The organism is Pseudolactococcus raffinolactis NBRC 100932, assembly GCF_001591765.1.
Taxonomy (GTDB): domain Bacteria; phylum Bacillota; class Bacilli; order Lactobacillales; family Streptococcaceae; genus Pseudolactococcus; species Pseudolactococcus raffinolactis.
On sequence record NZ_BCVN01000002.1, the window covers coordinates 1 to 17,099 of the forward strand.

15 protein-coding genes are annotated in these 17,099 nt (G+C 40.1%); 13 read left to right on the forward strand and 2 right to left on the reverse strand.

Features of this window, described 5'->3' with window-relative positions:
• Positions 1-44 precede the first annotated feature (44 nt).
• The gene (locus LRA01S_RS01035) at positions 45-395 is read right to left on the reverse strand and encodes an iron-sulfur cluster biosynthesis family protein (protein WP_061773801.1); all 351 of its coding nucleotides are present in this window, start codon (positions 393-395) and stop codon (positions 45-47) included.
• Positions 396-608: 213 nt separating this feature from the next.
• Between LRA01S_RS01035 and LRA01S_RS01040 the strand changes: the two genes are divergently transcribed.
• From LRA01S_RS01040 to recQ, 6 genes are all read left to right on the forward strand, one after another.
• Positions 609-1,268 (forward strand): response regulator transcription factor, encoded by a 660-nt coding sequence (locus tag LRA01S_RS01040; protein ID WP_061773802.1) that lies wholly within the window; start codon positions 609-611, stop codon positions 1,266-1,268.
• Positions 1,259-1,549 (forward strand): hypothetical protein, encoded by a 291-nt coding sequence (locus LRA01S_RS01045; protein WP_061773803.1) that lies wholly within the window; start codon positions 1,259-1,261, stop codon positions 1,547-1,549. The genes LRA01S_RS01040 and LRA01S_RS01045 overlap by 10 nt, the downstream gene beginning before the upstream one ends.
• A 222-nt stretch (positions 1,550-1,771) precedes the next feature.
• Positions 1,772-2,614, forward strand: a complete 843-nt coding sequence (locus LRA01S_RS01050; RefSeq protein WP_061773804.1) for a sensor histidine kinase — start codon at positions 1,772-1,774, stop codon at positions 2,612-2,614.
• Positions 2,615-2,836: 222 nt separating this feature from the next.
• A complete protein-coding gene (locus LRA01S_RS01055) occupies positions 2,837-3,244 on the forward strand; it encodes a YxeA family protein (RefSeq protein ID WP_082785338.1) in 408 nt (135 codons plus the stop codon).
• Positions 3,241-5,796 (forward strand): ABC transporter ATP-binding protein/permease, encoded by a 2,556-nt coding sequence (locus LRA01S_RS01060; RefSeq protein WP_061773806.1) that lies wholly within the window; start codon positions 3,241-3,243, stop codon positions 5,794-5,796. Before LRA01S_RS01055 ends, LRA01S_RS01060 begins: the two co-directional genes overlap by 4 nt.
• 111 nt (positions 5,797-5,907) lie before the next feature.
• Positions 5,908-7,707, forward strand: a complete 1,800-nt coding sequence (recQ, locus tag LRA01S_RS01065) for a DNA helicase RecQ (RefSeq protein ID WP_061773807.1) — start codon at positions 5,908-5,910, stop codon at positions 7,705-7,707.
• A 415-nt stretch (positions 7,708-8,122) separates the two neighbouring features.
• On the opposite strand, the gene LRA01S_RS01070 is transcribed toward recQ, so the two are convergent.
• On the reverse strand, positions 8,123-9,244 hold the full coding sequence (locus LRA01S_RS01070) for a lactate oxidase (protein WP_061773808.1): 1,122 nt from the start codon (positions 9,242-9,244) through the stop codon (positions 8,123-8,125).
• Between the two features lie 265 nt (positions 9,245-9,509).
• Here LRA01S_RS01070 and LRA01S_RS01075 point away from each other — a divergent pair, with 265 nt between their 5' ends.
• The 7 genes from LRA01S_RS01075 to LRA01S_RS01105 all read left to right on the forward strand — a co-directional run bounded on the left by LRA01S_RS01075 (position 9,510) and on the right by LRA01S_RS01105 (position 17,066).
• Positions 9,510-11,483: an NAD(P)/FAD-dependent oxidoreductase gene (locus LRA01S_RS01075; RefSeq protein ID WP_061773809.1), complete on the forward strand. Its 1,974-nt coding sequence runs from the start codon at positions 9,510-9,512 to the stop codon at positions 11,481-11,483.
• Positions 11,484-11,708: 225 nt separating this feature from the next.
• On the forward strand, positions 11,709-12,365 hold the full coding sequence (locus tag LRA01S_RS01080; RefSeq protein WP_061773810.1) for a thiamine diphosphokinase: 657 nt from the start codon (positions 11,709-11,711) through the stop codon (positions 12,363-12,365).
• 86 nt (positions 12,366-12,451) lie between these two features.
• Positions 12,452-12,916 carry a CopY/TcrY family copper transport repressor gene (locus LRA01S_RS01085; protein ID WP_082785340.1) on the forward strand — a complete coding sequence of 155 codons (465 nt, stop codon included), beginning with the start codon at positions 12,452-12,454 and terminating at the stop codon, positions 12,914-12,916.
• Positions 12,913-13,116 carry a heavy-metal-associated domain-containing protein gene (locus LRA01S_RS01090; RefSeq protein WP_239519144.1) on the forward strand — a complete coding sequence of 68 codons (204 nt, stop codon included), beginning with the start codon at positions 12,913-12,915 and terminating at the stop codon, positions 13,114-13,116. The genes LRA01S_RS01085 and LRA01S_RS01090 overlap by 4 nt, the downstream gene beginning before the upstream one ends.
• A gap of 72 nt (positions 13,117-13,188) precedes the next feature.
• Positions 13,189-15,291, forward strand: coding sequence for a heavy metal translocating P-type ATPase (locus tag LRA01S_RS01095; protein WP_061773813.1), 2,103 nt, complete (start codon positions 13,189-13,191; stop codon positions 15,289-15,291).
• Positions 15,292-15,413: 122 nt separating this feature from the next.
• A complete protein-coding gene (locus LRA01S_RS01100) occupies positions 15,414-16,655 on the forward strand; it encodes an FtsW/RodA/SpoVE family cell cycle protein (protein ID WP_061773814.1) in 1,242 nt (413 codons plus the stop codon).
• A gap of 108 nt (positions 16,656-16,763) precedes the next feature.
• On the forward strand, positions 16,764-17,066 hold the full coding sequence (locus LRA01S_RS01105; RefSeq protein ID WP_040525803.1) for a PTS sugar transporter subunit IIB: 303 nt from the start codon (positions 16,764-16,766) through the stop codon (positions 17,064-17,066).
• Positions 17,067-17,099: the final 33 nt, after the last annotated feature.

Here is a 17,099-nt window from a genome sequence, read left to right on the forward strand (position 1 = left end):
ATTTTCAGATGGTGTTTTTATCTGTTTGTGATGTCGTCAATAAGTTATTTAGCTTGTCGATAATCTAAGACTTGGACGTTGCTATCAATGATTTCACCAGCGGCTTTAAATTGGATGCGTTTGTCAGTATTTTCTGTGATGGTCATGCCATTTTCTAGGAACATTTCACCATATTTCTTAAAATGAAGGGGGGCAAGATTTGAGTCAATGATGATATCAAAGACCTCAGGCACCGTACCTTTATCGATTGCTATCAAGCGATAGTTGGTGCCGATAGAGCAACCTTCGACAGGGCGACCTGTCTCACCAAGCGTATTGTCAAAATCTAAAACGACATCCGCATTAGACCAGTTAGACAGTCTAGCAAGTACTTGTTCGTCAAATGTAATTTTCATGAGATTACCTCCTACTGTTATTATACCGCTCTGATTGACATTTTACAAAGGAAAGTGATTGGTTCACATTTTTGTGAGGAAAGCTGTTTTATTATAAGTTTAAAATGACAATGCAGGTAGGTGCATGTTATAATAAGCCTATGATAATGACAACTTATGGTTGATTTTGATATAAGTTATAAAGTGGTATAGAGCTTATGATTGGAGCGTGCAATGGCAAATATTTTAGCAATTGATGATGAAGCGAGTATTTTGGAAATAATCAAAATAGGGGTCGAAAAAGATGGCCATCTGGTGACGGTGATAGATGACCCTGAAAAACTATTAGAAAAAAATTTACATTTTTACGATCTTATCTTATTGGATGTAATGATGCCTAAAAAGGACGGTTATCATGTATTACAAGAAATTAGAAAAATGACAGATAATCCAATCATTTTTTTGACAGCATTAGCCACGGAAACATCTATTACTTATGGCTTGGGTTTAGGCGCTGATGATTATCTGACGAAACCATTTCGCATTACTGAACTTAGGGCACGTATTAATGCGCATCTAAGAAGAGAAAATAGAGAACATCATATCACGCTGAACATTGGCGCTTTTCGATTTGATCTCGCTCAAAAAGTACTTTATTTTCATGATCAATTAGTCATCTTGACCAAAGGGGAGTATGAAATTTGCGAATATTTAGGGCAAAACAAACAGTGTATTTATTCTAGGGAACAAATTTATGAGGCTGTTTTTGGCTATGACGCTGGAGGAGACAGTCAATCAATTGCGACACATATTAAAAATATTCGACAAAAATTTGCCAACCCAGATGATTATCCAATTAAGACTAAGTGGGGTGTAGGGTATTTATGGCAGTGAAAAAAAGTTACGGGCTTTATAGGTTATTCATAAAGTTTATATTAACCTTACTAGTCGGTGTCATCCTAAGTATCGTCATCCCACTCCTTCTTTTTTTGATCGGTGAAAAATTTGGGTACGTGAATGAAGCGAATGCTGGTGAAAAAACGGCCAGAGCTGTTATTATGAAGACTCAAAAAATGCAATCTTTTGACCCGACTTGGGTATCTTCTCAAAATAAATACGTGCAGCTAAACCAAAACTATGAGTTGATGGGATCATCTATGGATAAGTCTCTATAACAAGCAGCGATTCAAGCAGTTAAAATAGGAAAAATAGATAGTGGTAGTTTCCTACAAACCAGGTTAGGAACTGGTTATCTTGTCATAGACTATAAGCTGAAGCCGAGTTATACAAATGATTTTTTAAACAAGTATTTTCTTTCTCCTGATACTTTGATACTTGTAGGGATTATCATCATCTTGGTTATTACAGTCGTCATGTCTGTCAAAAGATTTAGTCATATGATTCGTCTTAATTTATCCCCTATTACACGTGCTGTGAAGCATATCCAAGATAATGACTTAAATTTTACAGTTGGGACTTCAACGATTACTGAATTTGATGATGTATTAGTAAGTTTTACTGAGTTAAAAGAGTCTTTAAGAGGGGCACTAGAAGAAAGATGGCAATCTGAGGAGAATCATCGCAGCCAACTTACTGCTTTGGTTCATGATGTCAAGACCCCTTTAACAGGTGTTATCGGTTGGGGAGAGTTACTGAGCGAAACAGAGTTGACGGTGGAGCAGTCAGTCTATTTAAAAAACTTACAAGCAAGTACGGAAGCAATTGAGCAATTGGTCAATACCTTGATGCAAGTCACTCGTGAGGCTAAAGAAATTGAACTAAGTATCAGTCAGGTGAATCTGGTTGAACTCATCGACGATATAAAGCAAAATTTGATGCCTGTGATAAAAGTGAAGAAAATTTCTTTTGATACAACTTTTGAGCTAGATGATGGACAGATAAGTTTAGATCCATTTCTATTAACTCAGGCGCTCACAAGTATTATCTCTAATGCGATTGACTTTGTATCACTCAATGGCACAATCAAACTAGTCATTCATAGAGATAAGCAGGAATTAAATCTAATAATTGAAGATGATGGACCAGGATTTTCTTCTGAACTTTTAGAAAAAGCATTTACGACATCATATATGGGAGATTCTAGTCGGTCTGGGATGAATCATTTTGGTATGGGTTTGACGATTGCTAAACGAAATGTAGAACGCTGTGGCGGAGAAATTACACTCGGTAAATCCTCTGCTTTAGGAGGTGCTAGCGTTATGATCACAATTCCCCAATAAATTATTGTTCATAATATCTAAAACTTAGTCGCTTAACTAAAGAAGTCATGTTAACTCAAAACATGGCTTTTTCTTCATCATTTCTTCAAAATTATAGCTTAAACTAGAGTTATAACAGGAAGACTTTGAGTAGACTAAATTGTTGAATGCTCCCCGTTTGTACGTCGCATTAACGTCGGTTAATTTTCTGAGATTTCAGAAAGCCTTTGAAAGGGAAATAAAATGAAAAAAATACTAAAAATAACTGTAATAGTAGTTGTGGGGCTTATGGCATCGCTTTTGCTTGCATCACAATTGACGAAAAATAAAACAGGCATGCTAGCTTATACGATTGATTTGCTCAATCCTTTTGTCACCATGGAAGAAGTTTATGGTAAAGTACCAGCAGAACCTGTTTCAAATTGGCAAGATGCTGCTAATGGTGGACAAGATTATGGTTATCATGTGAAGACCTACTCTAAATCTGGTAAGAACAGGACTGTACAGGTCGCAACCTTTGGCTCAAAAATAAGTCAGGATGTTAAATTTTTAAAGATAAAAACAAAAGGGCAGAGTGTTAGAAGCTATGACTACATTGATGAAGCGGCATTACCCCAAAAGGTCTTGAAAGCAATGGAGGAAAATAAATGAGGACATCAGTAGTTACAGTTGATAAAGTAACCAAAATATACGGCAATGGAAAAGAGGAGAAGACGACAGCCTTAAATAACCTCTCCTTTACAGTTAAGGCTGGTGAATTTGTTGGTATCATGGGGGCGTCTGGATCTGGTAAAACAACTTTACTCAATATCCTTTCAACGCTTGATACACCAACACATGGACAAGTCCTGATAGACGGTGAAGATCTTTCAAAGATTAAAGGCAAGAAGCTTTCGACTTTTCGAGGGGAGAAAATAGGCTTTATCTTCCAAGATTTTAGTCTATTGGATAACCTTAGTGCTTTTGATAATATTTCGATTCCTCTGGCATTACAAGGCATGGATACCGATGAAATCATTCAAAAAGTAAACGACATCTCAAGTCGTTTAGGTATCCATCAGGTATTAGATAAACACCCTGCTCAATTATCAGGAGGTCAAAAACAGCGCGTCGCATCTGCGCGTGCTCTTGTGACAAATCCCAAAATTGTATTGGCTGATGAACCGACAGGGGCTTTGGATTCAGAGAGTGCTAAAGGTCTGCTAGAAATGTTGGCATCGCTCAATGTTCACGCAAATGTTTCTATTTTAATGGTGACGCATGATCCTTACTCAGCAAGTTATTGTGATCGCATCCTTTTGATTAAAGATGGAAAGATTTTTCAAGAAATTACCAAAGAAGATCAATCTAGACAGGAATTCCATGAAAAGCTATTAACGAGCATTGGCCAACTGGACCGGAGGGATTATGATTTGATAACGAAAATTGCTTGGTATAGTACCAAAGGAAAAATAAAAGATTACTTACTGCTATTTTCAGGCTTGATCATGGCATCGGGTATTTTTTATATGTTTCAGTCTTTGGCAACCAATGACCGTTTAATTCATCAATCAGGAAATGCTTCAACGATTACGATAGTCATTCATTTGGGGAGTATTTTATTAGGGGTAATCACATTCTTTTATCTCCTATATGCTAACTCTTTTTTGATGAATCTGAAAAGAAAAGAATATGGCATGCTACTGATGTTAGGTGCCAGCAAATCTAAAATCATATTCCTGAATTTTCTTGAAACGATAGGGATAGGTTTAGTATCAACCTTGGCAGGTAATTTAGTGGGATTTATGCTATCCAAAATTGTGACTTTATTCTTGCAAAATATTTTGGACACTGAATTAATGGCTAACTCTCTTGTTAATCTAAAAGCTTTTTTGATCACCTTAGTCTTTTTCGTCATCTGTTTTTTCCTGACAGCAATTGTTAATGGTAGTAGTTTAGCTAAACAACAACTGATTAATCTAATGAAAAAACAAGCTACCCCAGACTTTACAGATTCGAAGCTTTGGTACTTGGTCCTACAATTCATTTCAGGCAGCTTTTGTCTGGGTTTGGGCTATTATGCTATGTATCATGTTTTGAGTTGGAAAGTGAAAGCTGTTGTCATCGCGATGATCACCATTTTTTGGGGAAGCTATCTGATCATACACTCTTGCGTCATCTTGATATTAAGTTTTGTCAAACAAAGGAAAAATTATTACTTCAAGGAGATGAATGCGATTTTAGTCGCTCAAATCGAGTATCGGATCAAATCCTATACGCAAATTTTGACTGTGATTGCCATGTTGTTTGCATTAGCCTTAGGTGCGCTTACGGTTGGTTTAGGTTTTGGTCAGGAAGCCTACAAAAGTGCGGACAAGGCATTATTTTATGACTTGATTTTGACTCAAGAAAACAGTCATGTCCTCAATCAATTGGATCAAAATAATATCAAAAGTAAAACAGCATATCGCTTCAAAGCAGTTGGTGAACATGTTTTGATTAATAAAGGTGATTTTGATAAACGAGCTTTTATTGTTAATGGCCCGATAAGTGCGCAAGGGGATGTTGTTCAGAAAAGCTTTAATGGTAGTGCTATGGAAAAAAGTGAAATAGCACAGAAAAACTTCAGCAATATGCTGCCAGAAGCTCTACAAGATAAGAAAATCTCCTTTGTCTCTCAGGAAGAATTTGGGGTTTCCAATGGTGTTACTCAAGCACTTGTTTTAGTGAAGACGAAAAATTTTAAAAAGAATTATGAGATGTTGGCCTCAATTGTCAAGAAAATTGAGCCAAATAAGAACTTAGATTTTATCTTTCTATCAGCTCAAAAAGTACATCGCTATCAAGCACATGCAAAAGGTTTTGTTGGGTTTCAATATATGGGCTTTTTCCTAGGGCTTGCTTTTCTAACCATGTTAACGAGTTGCCTCATGTTTAAGATTTTGACAAGTTATAAGACAGATCAAGAAAGATATAAAATTTTGCTAAAAATAGGAGCAAATAAAAGTGGGATAAATCGTGTGATCCAAAAAGAGTTGTTAGTTGTCTTTACAATTCCAGCTTTTCTTGGTACGCTACATGTCTTATTTGGCTTACAACTTTTCAAGGTATTGTTAACCAATCCCTATGATTCAATTGCCCTACCAATCACTGATTTCTTGATGATTTATTTTGTGTATTTTTACTTGACTTATAAGATGTACTCGAAAATAATTTTTTCCTAGACGTATCGTCAAGCCAACTAATGAAAGCAGAAGCTAATTTGAGTATTCTGAAAATTGAAAATGAAATGGCTTGGTCCCATCTCAGATGGTGGGGTATGATATAATTAAAATATGACAAATGCACACGACATATTAAAGTCCATCTATGGTTATGATAGTTTTAGAGATGGACAAGAAGCGATTATTAATAGTGTTTTATCGGGGAAACGCACACTTGGCATTATGCCCACAGGTGGTGGGAAGTCATTGACTTACCAGATTCCTGCGATTTTATCAGATGGTCTAACGATGGTTGTCTCACCTCTGATTTCACTAATGAAAAACCAGGTTGATGAGCTTATTGCTGCTGGCGTTTCAGCGACCATGATCAACAGTTCACTAGATTTTGAGGACATCAAAGCTCGCACGTACGACATTCGTCAGGGTGTTTATCAAATTTTTTTCGTCGCCCCTGAACGGCTAGAAGATCCTTACTTTTATAACTTCATCCAGTCTTTAAACTTGAGTTTGGTAGTCATCGACGAAGTTCATGTGCTATCCCAGTGGGGACATGATTTCAGACCGGCCTATTTGAGAGCTGTAGATTTAATTGAAGGCTTGAGCAATCATCCCAATGTCATGGCATTGACTGCAACAGCGACTGAAAAAGTACAAGCCGATTTAGTTCGAATCTTAAACATTGATGAAACGGTTGTTACAGGATTTGCTAGAGCCAATCTTGCCATCAAAATCGAGAAAGGTTTGAGTGATGCCGAAAAGCGGAAGTATGTGGTCTCCTATGTCAAAAATCATCCAGATGATGTCGGGATTATCTACGCCGGAACGCGCAAGAAAGTTGATGAATTATGGGAGTTGCTGAATCAGTCGGGCATTTCAGCTGGTCGGTATCACGCAGGTATGTCAGATCAAGAACGTGAAGCGGCGCAAAATGGCTTTCTCTATGATGACTACCAAGTCATTGTCGCCACTAATGCCTTTGGTATGGGGATCAACAAAACCAACGTACGATACGTCCTGCATCTTACCATGCCTGGCGCCATTGAAGCTTATTATCAGGAGATTGGTCGTGCAGGACGTGACGGCCTACCTAGCGAAAGTATCCTCCTGTATTCGGCACGTGACATCCAGCTCCAGCGATTTTTCATTGATATGGCTGAAAATCAAGATCCTGCTTATCGCCACAAAGAACTTGCAAAATTACAGGAAATGACCGCTTTTGCCAGCACGCAGATGTGTTTGCAGCGCTATATCATTCAGTATTTTGGCGAAGAAATGGCCGATTGTGGCATTTGTTCCAACTGTACCGATGAACGTGAGCTGATTGACGTGACAGTCGATGCCCAAAAAGTTCTATCAAATATCGTACGGATGAGTCAGATGCGTGATGGCAGCTATTCACGGACCCAAGTGGTCAATGTCTTACGCGGTAAATTGCCCGAAAAAATGCTTTGGACCGGTTTTGACACGCTCTCAACCTACGGCCTCATGTCAGACTGGTCGCTCAAAAAAATCAATAGTTTTGTCGATTACTTAGTCGCAGATGGCTATCTAGACGTCGCCGGTGAGTACAATGGTCTCAGTATATCTGAAAATGGTGTCCAAGTCTTAAAAGGGCAGCTGACGGTAACCATGCGCGAAATTAAAGTCAAAGAAACGCTAGAGAAGTCCCGTTCATCGAAACGCGAAGTTGGTGGAGAGCTCTTTGAACTCCTACGGCAACAGCGCACAGTCTTCGCCAAAAAACTGGCTATCCCACCTTTCATGGTCTTTTCAGATCAAGTCTTAATGAACTTGGCAGATGCCAAACCCTTATCACTTTCCGAGATGCTCAATGTCTCAGGAATTGGCGAAAAAAAGGCCGATCAATTTGGTCAAGCTTTTCTTAAAGTGATTCAAGAGTATGCGAATTAGAACGTCCTTTTCTGAAGAATAGGCGTTTTTTTATTTCGCATTGAAACAGCAGATTTTTACTGATTTATCTTTGTTTGTCAAAAGAACACCGTTTTGGTAAAAAATCAGCGATTTTTCTACCGATTTGTCATTGTTTTGTCAAAAGAATACTGTTTTGGTAGAGAATTCGCTTATTTTCTACCGATTTGTCATTGTTTTGTCAAAAGAATGCTGTTTTGGTAAAGAATTAGCATTTTTTCTACCGATTTGTCATTGTTTCCCAGAAAGAATACCTTTTTGGTAGAAAATCAGCGAATTTTTAACCAATTACGTATTGTTTCTACGATTAATCGAGTTATCATACAGAAATAGGCGATGAACAACCGTCGATTAATACCGCTGATCGTTCATCACCTATTTTTAAGAGCAGGTGTTTTTATCCAATTGTTAACTTGGCGTCCAATAGCTCGGTTGCTTTAATTTCAGCAACATTATGCGTGCCTGCAAGTTGCATGGTAATCATGAGCTCTTTTTTGAAATGATTAAAGACATCGGTCACGCCTTGGCTACCACCGAGGTTAAGACCCCAAAGCATGGGTCTGCCGATGCCGACAACATCGGCACCAATTGCGAGTGCTTTGAAGATATGTTGACCGCGGCGAACACCTGAGTCAAAGACGATAGGTACACGTTTGTTGACGACTTTGGCGATATCAGCCAAGACATCAAAACTAGCTGGGCCACCGTCTAATTGCCGGCCACCGTGGTTAGAAACCCAGATGCCATCAACGCCAGCCTCAATCAAAGGTTCACCGTCTTTTGATGACTGAACGCCCTTGACGAAAACAGGAAGTTTCGTATAGTCTTTGATGAAGGCGATATCTTTCAGGCTCAAGGCTTGTTTGGCCTTGGCATAGATAGCAGCAATCCCTTCACCAGAACCTGTTTCGCCGTCGGAAGAGAGTTTAGACCATTCTTCTAGGTTGCGCATGACATTTGGGAAGGTGAAGTTATTGACAATATCAGCTTCACGATAACCACAAAGTGTGGAATCAGCGGTTAAGATAATCGCTTTATAGCCACCTTTGACGGCTTTGTCGAGAATCCAGCGATTGAAGTTGTCGTCTTTACTCATGTAAAGTTGGAAAAACTTAGGAGATTCAGGAGCAATTTTTGCAACATCATCAACGGTTGCATTGCCATAAGTTGACAAACTGAAAATGGTTCCAGCATCCGCAACCCCTTGTGCCGTATCGAGTTCAGCGTGTTCATGAACTAGCCCGTGTGCGGCAATCGGTACAGCAATAATCGGTGCTGAGAGTTTGAGTCCAAGAAATTCAGTTGTCAAATCAGGATTTTCGATGTCCTGCAGGACACGCGGGGCTATCAGCTTATGGTTGAAAGCAAGAGGGTTGGCTTTTAAAACCAACTCGTCTTCAGCAGCTCCTGATAGATAGCCGAAAGCGCCCTTTTCCATATTGGCTGCGACCTTGGTTTCAAGTGCTGGAATATCCAAGATGTCAATGTGGCGTTCTTGTGTTGAGGTAATGTAGCTCATGATGTGCTCCTTTTTCTATGAAATAAGAAAAACGATAGGTAAAGACCGATGTGATGAGTATAGCTGAGACGTTTTTTATTAGTCAAACTTTGAGAGTATTTAGCCATAGAAGACTCATCAAAACTTTACAATTTTATTATGCGCTTATTTATCAAATAATTCAAAAATTAACTCATTTTAGTTTTACTTTTTGGATCAAATAAATTATAATTAAAATGTAGGTTTTTACAAAAAAATTAGAATTTGTAATATTAGGAGACGTTAAATGTCTAAGAAGAAGATTATCGTGATTGGTGCTGGCTTTGCCGGCGTTAAGGCGACAAAAACCCTATCGAAAAAACTGAAAAATGAAGCAGAAATCACCTTGATAGACAAACACAGCTATCAAACGATAATGACGCAGTTACATGAAGTTGCAGCTGGCCGTGTACCATTTGCCAATACCCAGTATGATTTGCAGAAGTTATTTGCTCATCGTAAGAATGTGCAAATCTTGACAGATGAAGTTAACGGTTTGGACAAGGTTGCTAAAAAAGTCACAACTAAAGCAAGTGGTGTCCTAGACTTTGACTATGTCATCGTTGCCATCGGTGGTGAACCAAATGACTTTGGCGTGCCGGGCGTAAAAGAAAACGCCTTCACGCTATGGTCAATGGAAGATGCACTTAAAATTAAACGTCATTTAGAAACAGTCGTTGAACAAGCAGCACTTGAGCATGATGATGCTAAACGTAAGGCTTTACTTAATTTTGTCATCGCAGGTTCAGGCTTTACTGGGATCGAAATGGTTGGTGAGTTAATCGACTGGCGCCAAGTCGTTGCACGTGACTACAAGCTTGATGAATCAGAAATCACGCTTAATGTCGTTGAAATGATGCCAACGATTCTCAACACTTTAGATCGTTCTGATGCCGATAAAGTGGTCAAATATCTCGACAAGAAAAACGTAAACCTCCTCTTAAATCACGCGATTACAGAAGTCGCACCTGATCACATCAAAATCAAAGATGGCGCTGATATTCCAACCCATACCTTGATTTGGACAACTGGTGTACAAGGCAATACCCAAGCCGCAGCTTATGGTCTTTCCGAAAGTGAACGCGGTCATCGTTTGACAGCCAACGCCTATATGGAAGCACAAGGCTTTGAAGGTCAAGGAATTTATGTCGCTGGTGACGTGTCAGGTTTCATCGAAGAGACAACAGGTCGCCCAACACCACAAATCGTTGAAGCTGCTGAACAAACAGCGCATACAGCCTCTGAAAATATCATCGCAGATATCAAGGGCGGGGAAAAGCACAAGTTTGTTGGTAAATATCAAGGTACTATGGTATCAGTGGGCTCTAAGTGGGGTGTCGCATCCCTCATGGGCAAATTCCATTTGTCAGGTTTCTTTGCCATGGCAGTTAAACACTTGATCAATATCTTGTATATTTTTCAAATTGGCAGCCTCTGGTATTTCTTTACTTACCTAAAAAATGAATTCTTCCACACACCAAATGAACGTAACATTTTCCGTGGACACACCTCTCGTTTAGGTAACGTTCTCTGGTCAGTACCCTTACGTATTTTCTATGGTTTGGTATGGTTGGTAGAAGCTTCTGCCAAAGTGGTCGGCGATGGCAAACTCTTGAATCCGACAACTTGGTTTGGTAAAGGTTCATGGTTTACTAACGATCTCCACTTTCCATTTGCATGGCTCAAAGAAACTGCGGCAACTGCCGCCGATGCCGCCGCTGGTGCCTCAACTGGTGCAGCTGAAACTGCTACAAAAGCATCTGATGCCACAGCAGCAGCCAGTGGTGCAGCAACATCCGGTGCAGCTGAAGCAACAAAATCTGCCGCTGAATTCGGTCTTTCATACTCTTATGGTCATGAACCAATGGCAGTCCTCGACAAAATACCTAGCTGGTTAGAACCTGTCTTCAAGTTTATGATTCCAAACAAAGAAGTGGCCCTTTTCATGCAGAAATTCATGTCAATCGTCGAAGTAGCCCTAGCGCTTGCTTTGATCGTTGGTGCCTTCACTTGGATCGCAGCAGCCGCAACAGCAGCCTTAACCGTCATGTTCTCCCTTTCAGGTATGTTCTACTGGGTTAACATCTGGTTCATCTTTGCCGCTATCGCCCTCATGAATGGTTCAGGTCGATCGTTTGGTTTAGATAAATGGATCCAACCATGGATACAAAAACACTTCTTTAATTGGTGGTATGGCAAGTCTAAGTCACTCTATAAATAAGATGGACGTTTTCAATCTATCAAAAATGATATAAAAGATTTCGAGATAATTTTAATCGATTCAAGGAAAATAAGCGCAATCGTATCAGTATGCAAACCAATATATTTGACGAAGAGCGGGCTGAAACTAGTCGTAATCTTTTGTATTTTGATACTTGAGCACGTATTATCTATAAATCAACCAGAATCAAACGTCTTCGGGCGTTTTTTTGGTATAATGAGACTTATGAAAATAGTCATTCTAGCAGGTGGGCCTGCAACAGCTTTCGATACTTTAATCAAGGCGCATACAGATAATACGAATACTTTTTTTATCGGTGTCGATCGTGGCGCCTTTCGCTTGATGCAGGCTGGTTTTCCAGTCCATCTTGCGATTGGGGATTTTGATAGTTTGAATCCGGAAGAGTATGCGGCAGTTCGTGCCTATGCAGACCAAATTGAGCAATCACCTGCTGAAAAAGATGACACAGATTTAGAACTTGCGGTTTTGACTGCCATAGAACAGTTTCCAGATGCTAGTGAAATTTTGATTTTAGGCGGACTGGGTGGTCGTTTTGACCATGAAATTCAGATTTTTTATCTGGTCTTACAGGCTAGATTTTCTGGACTATTATCTAAAATTACCCTGCTAGATACGCAGAACATCATCAGATTTGTCGGGGCTGGGCGTCATGTTTTAACGAAGATGCCTGAGATGACTTATTTGGCCTTTGCCAGTCTGACGCCCGTCTTAGGGTTTTCGATAAAGGAAGCCAAGTACGAATTGGCAAAGACAGATTATCCGACAAACTTTTCGCTTTCTTCAAATGAATTTGTTGGTGATAAGTCTGTGACCATTGAGCTTGAGTCAGGCATTGTTGCAGTGATTCAAGCTAGGGACTAAGTTAATGGGGATAAACAGTTAAACTAGAGAGTGTTTGACTTGACAATTTTCGTTTACAATTGTAAACTATGAATAGAGGTGATAATATGAAAATGAATATATCAGACTCAGAGATGATCGTGATGCGAGCGATTTGGACTTTGGAGCAAGCATCCGTTGACCAAATTGCCTGTCAAATCGCGGCATCTAATGATTGGTCTGTGGCAACTATAAAGACCCTTTTAGGGCGTTTAGTAAAAAAAGAAATGCTGACAACGACAAAATCGGGACGGAAATTTATCTACACCCCGACCATGTCAGAATGTCAGGCAGTCGGCTTGATGGGGCAAGAATTATTGGATAAGGTTTGCGCTCAAAAGCACGTCAATGTCTTGGTAAATTTAATCGATGATGCCATGTTGACAGCTGAAAATCTGCAATTGATCTCAGAAGCTTTAGCTGCTAAGACACCGGCTTGTCATGTTAATTGTGACTGTTTAGAAAAATTCAGTGCGTGCACTTGTGATCATGATCATGCAACTGAGGATATGGAAATAATGGAGACTGTATGATGGATAAAACACATTTAGAAATTGAAGGCATGACTTGTCAACACTGTGTGTCACACGTGACAGAAGCACTTGAAGGTGTTGCTGGTGTTGCCTCTGCAAAAGTTAACCTTAAAAAAGGTGAGGCAGTCGTGAAATCAGAAGACGCATCGCTTGAACAGTTAAGCGCAGCAGTTGCTGCAGCTGGCTACAAAGTGGTCTAGTCTAGTATCGTGATTAAGCGGTGGCTCTAATATAGGCCACTGCTTTTTTAAAAAATAGGAAAGACTTTTGATATGAAAACACAATCTTTTGTCATTACAGGCATGACCTGTGCCAACTGTGTCATGAGGGTTGATAAAGCGCTGAATGCCTCGGATCAAATTTTAGAAGCCAGTGTCAACTTGGCCACAGAAAAAGCTAAAGTCGTCATGCAAGATGACTGTGATGTTGAAACCGTTATTGCGGCCGTCCGTCAAGCAGGCTATGGCGCGATCGTCGATGACAAGGCCCATCGTGAGAAAATACGGCTAGCTAAACAACGTGCTGAGAAAAACCTTTTCTGGTCCTTTGTCCTATCTGCGATTTTAACCTTACCCATGTTACTGGGGATGTTTGCAGGGACGCTACATGTGCACAGCTTGATGATTTTTCACAACCCCAGGATCCAGTTTCTCCTTGCGACACCTGTTCAGTTTGTATTTGGGGCGCGATTTTATAAAGGTGCCTACATGGCCTTGAAAAATAAGTCAGCCAATATGGATGTGCTTGTCGCACTCGGCACAAGCGTTGCCTATGTCTCAAGTCTCGTTTTTGGTTTGTTCATGGGCAATATGTCAGCAGTCAATTTTGAATCTGCTGCGGTGATTATCACACTGGTCCTGCTTGGTAAAAATTTAGAAAATCGTGCCAAAAAAAATACGTCTGCAGCGATTTATAGCCTGCAAAAGAAACAGGCTAAAACGGTTCATCTCTTAAAAGATGACCAGGAAATTGATACACCAGTTGATACGATTGCTGAAAATCAAGTCATTCTCGTTAAACCAGGTGAGCGTGTGCCACTAGACTTAGAAATCCTAACAGGACGTGCAAGTTTTGATGAATCTTCACTGACTGGTGAAGCGATTCCCGTAACGAAAACAGTGCGTCAAACAGTCATGGAAGGTGCAGTCAACTTGGATGGTGTTATCACAGCACGTGTCATCCATACGTTGGATGATTCTGCCATTTCACAAATGATGGCAGCTATGGCAGAAGCACAGGCCACCAAGCCAGAAATTCAGAAAACGGCAGACCGGATTTCAGCCATTTTTGTCCCCGTCGTATTAGGCATCGCCTTGATAACCTTCCTTCTGACAGCCATCTTCACTAAAGATATCAGTCAAGCGCTCTTACATGCGACCAGTGTGCTCGTCATTTCTTGTCCATGTGCCCTAGGTTTAGCGACACCCACGGCCGTCATGGTGGCAACAGGTCTGGGCGCTAGAAACGGTATTTTGATTAAAGATGCCAACGCACTTGAACATAGCAAACATATCTCGACAGTTATTTTTGATAAGACTGGCACGATTACGACAGGTCACTTTCAGTTGGCCAATTGGTCAGGTTCTGACGCTGACTTTCAAATTCTGGCAAGCCTAGAAAGTTACTCTAACCACCCCTTGGCACAAGCCTTGAAAGGGATTGATATACTGCCTGTCTCAAATTTTCAAGAATTGGCTGGGCGAGGTCTAACAGGGATGATTCAAGATCAAACTTATTTTGCAGGAAATGCGCAGTTGATGGCTGAACAAGGCATAGCGGTTGAAGCATCTTCAGACACTAGCATCTATCTAGCTACTGCGACTAATCTACTTGGCATTGCGACCTTCTCTTCTGAGATCAAAGCAGACGCTGTACAAACGCTAGCTGACCTTTCCCAAATGGGCATCAAAACGATTATGCTGACGGGAGATAATGAAACGGCCGCCGCTAAGATCAATGCGTTAGTTAAGGCAGATACTGTGATTGCGCAAGCTAACCCAGTGAAAAAAGCGCAAGTCGTTAGTAATACCCCTGATGCTATGATGGTTGGGGATGGCATCAACGATTCTGTCGCTTTATCTAGCGCTTTGGTTGGTGTGGCCATGGGATCAGGTAGTGATATCGCCATGCAGTCGGGAGATGTGGTCATCACGTCTGAAAATTCGCTGTCGAAAATTATCAGTTTGATTCGCTTATCTCAAAAAACGGTCAGAAAGATTCATCAAAATTATTTCTGGGCCTTTATCTACAATCTTGTGGGGATTCCGCTTGCGGCATTTGGGTTACTCAATCCTATGTTTGCAGCCTTAGCTATGAGCTTATCAAGTGTCAGCGTGATTATTAGTTCGCTCTTACTGAATACGAAGAAAATCTGACCGTGTGTCGGATTTTTTTGGATAGACTTCTAGGTGGTCGTAAGTCTGTTGCAAAATGGTTAAGGAAATTTTGGTTGGTCTGGTCTTGGACTGCTGAGTGGGGTGTGATATAATAAAGCATAATGAAAAAACAAAAACTAACTTTTGATAGCCGAATAGATTATGCTTTAATATTACCAGCGTTTTTACTAAATTTGATAGGTTTATTAGTTCTCTATGTTGCGACGAGTCATGATTATCCAAGTCGCCTAGCGAAAGTCATGACCCAACAGATTACTTGGGGCATTGCTGGCGTTATTGTGGCGCTTATCGTTATGCATTTCGATGCCAAGATGCTTTGGAAATTTACACCGATTTTATATGGTCTGGGCATTGTGCTGATGATTTTGCCTTTGAAGTTTTATGATCCGTTAACTGTTGCATTGACAGGTGCTAAAAACTGGGTTTATCTGGGTGGCAGCAATCTTTTTCAACCCTCAGAATTCATGAAGATTTCCTATATCTTATTAATGGCGCGGGTCGTTGTGAGCTTTCAAAACCGCCTGAAGAAGCGCTTATTAAAAGATGATATCTTGCTGATTTTGTTCATGTTTCTGGTGACGGTACCGGTGATGGTGCTTCTAGCTGCACAAAAAGACTTCGGGACAGCGCTCGTCTTTATGGCGATTTTTGCAGGGATCGTCGTTGTATCGGGCGTTTCTTGGCGACTAATTTTGCCTGTTGTGATCATTGTTGCGCTACTTGGAGGCGGAGTCATTTATCTGACGACATTTGATGCTGGACGTGAGTTCTTAAAATCTGCCGGTATGGATAACTACCAAATTCTAAGGATTGATGCTTGGCGAGATCCATTTGCCAATGCTCAAGGTTCTACTTATCAGCAAGCCCAAGGGTTACTTGCGATTGGAACTGGTGGTTTGTTTGGTAAAGGCTTTAATGTTGCCAATATTAGCGTTCCTGTGCGTGAGTCTGATATGATTTTTACGGTAATTGGAGAAAACTTTGGTTTTCTAGGCTCAGCATTTGTTATCTTACTGTATTTTATTCTTATCTATCGGATGATTCGCGTGACGATTCGTGCCAATAATCAATTCTACATCTATGTCTCGACTGGGATTACGATGATGATTCTCTTCCACGTTTTTGAAAATATCGGTGCCAATATCGGTGTCCTACCCCTAACCGGAATTCCGCTGCCCTTCATCTCTCAGGGCGGTAGCTCACTCATTGGAAACTTGATTGGGATAGGCTTGGTGCTATCAATGAAATATAATCAAGAACCAAATTTTCCGATAGAACATATCAAAAAACGGTCAAGTAGTCCTAGGCATTATAGAACAGATAAACTGTCTCATAATAAATAAAACTATATACTACTTTTCAAAGTAGTATTTTTGGTATATAATAAGATTATCAAATAAAAGAAAGCGTTTGCAATTATAAAAAGATTGTAAACGGATATGGTACTCACAATGACAACTACAGTAAAATTATTCTGTTCAGCAGGCATGTCAACTTCACTTTTTGCACAAAAAATGCAGCAAGAAGCTGAAAAACGTGGTCTTGACTTTGACGTTAAAGCATACGGACTTGCAGAAGTTGATTCAGAAGGGCCTAAAGCAGACGTTATCATGATTGGCCCACAAGCACGTTACATGGTTGACGAAGTGACTAAAAAATTCCCTGAAACACCTGTTAAAGACATCCCAATGCAAATGTATGGTTTGATGCAAGGTGACAAAGGTCTTGATCTTGCCATCGAACTTAAAGGATAAAAAATTTAAGAAAATCACTTGAAAAGGTGGTTT

Excerpts from the sequence above, each read along its gene's own strand:
- LRA01S_RS01035 (WP_061773801.1), bottom strand. The coding sequence starts at position 395 with ATGAAAATTACATTTGACGAACAAGTACTTGCTAGACTGTCTAACTGG.
- LRA01S_RS01040 (WP_061773802.1), top strand. The coding sequence starts at position 609 with ATGGCAAATATTTTAGCAATTGATGATGAAGCGAGTATTTTGGAAATA.
- LRA01S_RS01045 (WP_061773803.1), top strand. The coding sequence starts at position 1,259 with ATGGCAGTGAAAAAAAGTTACGGGCTTTATAGGTTATTCATAAAGTTT.
- LRA01S_RS01050 (WP_061773804.1), top strand. The coding sequence starts at position 1,772 with ATGATTCGTCTTAATTTATCCCCTATTACACGTGCTGTGAAGCATATC.
- LRA01S_RS01055 (WP_082785338.1), top strand. The coding sequence starts at position 2,837 with ATGAAAAAAATACTAAAAATAACTGTAATAGTAGTTGTGGGGCTTATG.
- LRA01S_RS01060 (WP_061773806.1), top strand. The coding sequence starts at position 3,241 with ATGAGGACATCAGTAGTTACAGTTGATAAAGTAACCAAAATATACGGC.
- recQ (WP_061773807.1), top strand. The coding sequence starts at position 5,908 with ATGACAAATGCACACGACATATTAAAGTCCATCTATGGTTATGATAGT.
- LRA01S_RS01070 (WP_061773808.1), bottom strand. The coding sequence starts at position 9,244 with ATGAGCTACATTACCTCAACACAAGAACGCCACATTGACATCTTGGAT.
- LRA01S_RS01075 (WP_061773809.1), top strand. The coding sequence starts at position 9,510 with ATGTCTAAGAAGAAGATTATCGTGATTGGTGCTGGCTTTGCCGGCGTT.
- LRA01S_RS01080 (WP_061773810.1), top strand. The coding sequence starts at position 11,709 with ATGAAAATAGTCATTCTAGCAGGTGGGCCTGCAACAGCTTTCGATACT.
- LRA01S_RS01085 (WP_082785340.1), top strand. The coding sequence starts at position 12,452 with ATGAAAATGAATATATCAGACTCAGAGATGATCGTGATGCGAGCGATT.
- LRA01S_RS01090 (WP_239519144.1), top strand. The coding sequence starts at position 12,913 with ATGATGGATAAAACACATTTAGAAATTGAAGGCATGACTTGTCAACAC.
- LRA01S_RS01095 (WP_061773813.1), top strand. The coding sequence starts at position 13,189 with ATGAAAACACAATCTTTTGTCATTACAGGCATGACCTGTGCCAACTGT.
- LRA01S_RS01100 (WP_061773814.1), top strand. The coding sequence starts at position 15,414 with ATGAAAAAACAAAAACTAACTTTTGATAGCCGAATAGATTATGCTTTA.
- LRA01S_RS01105 (WP_040525803.1), top strand. The coding sequence starts at position 16,764 with ATGACAACTACAGTAAAATTATTCTGTTCAGCAGGCATGTCAACTTCA.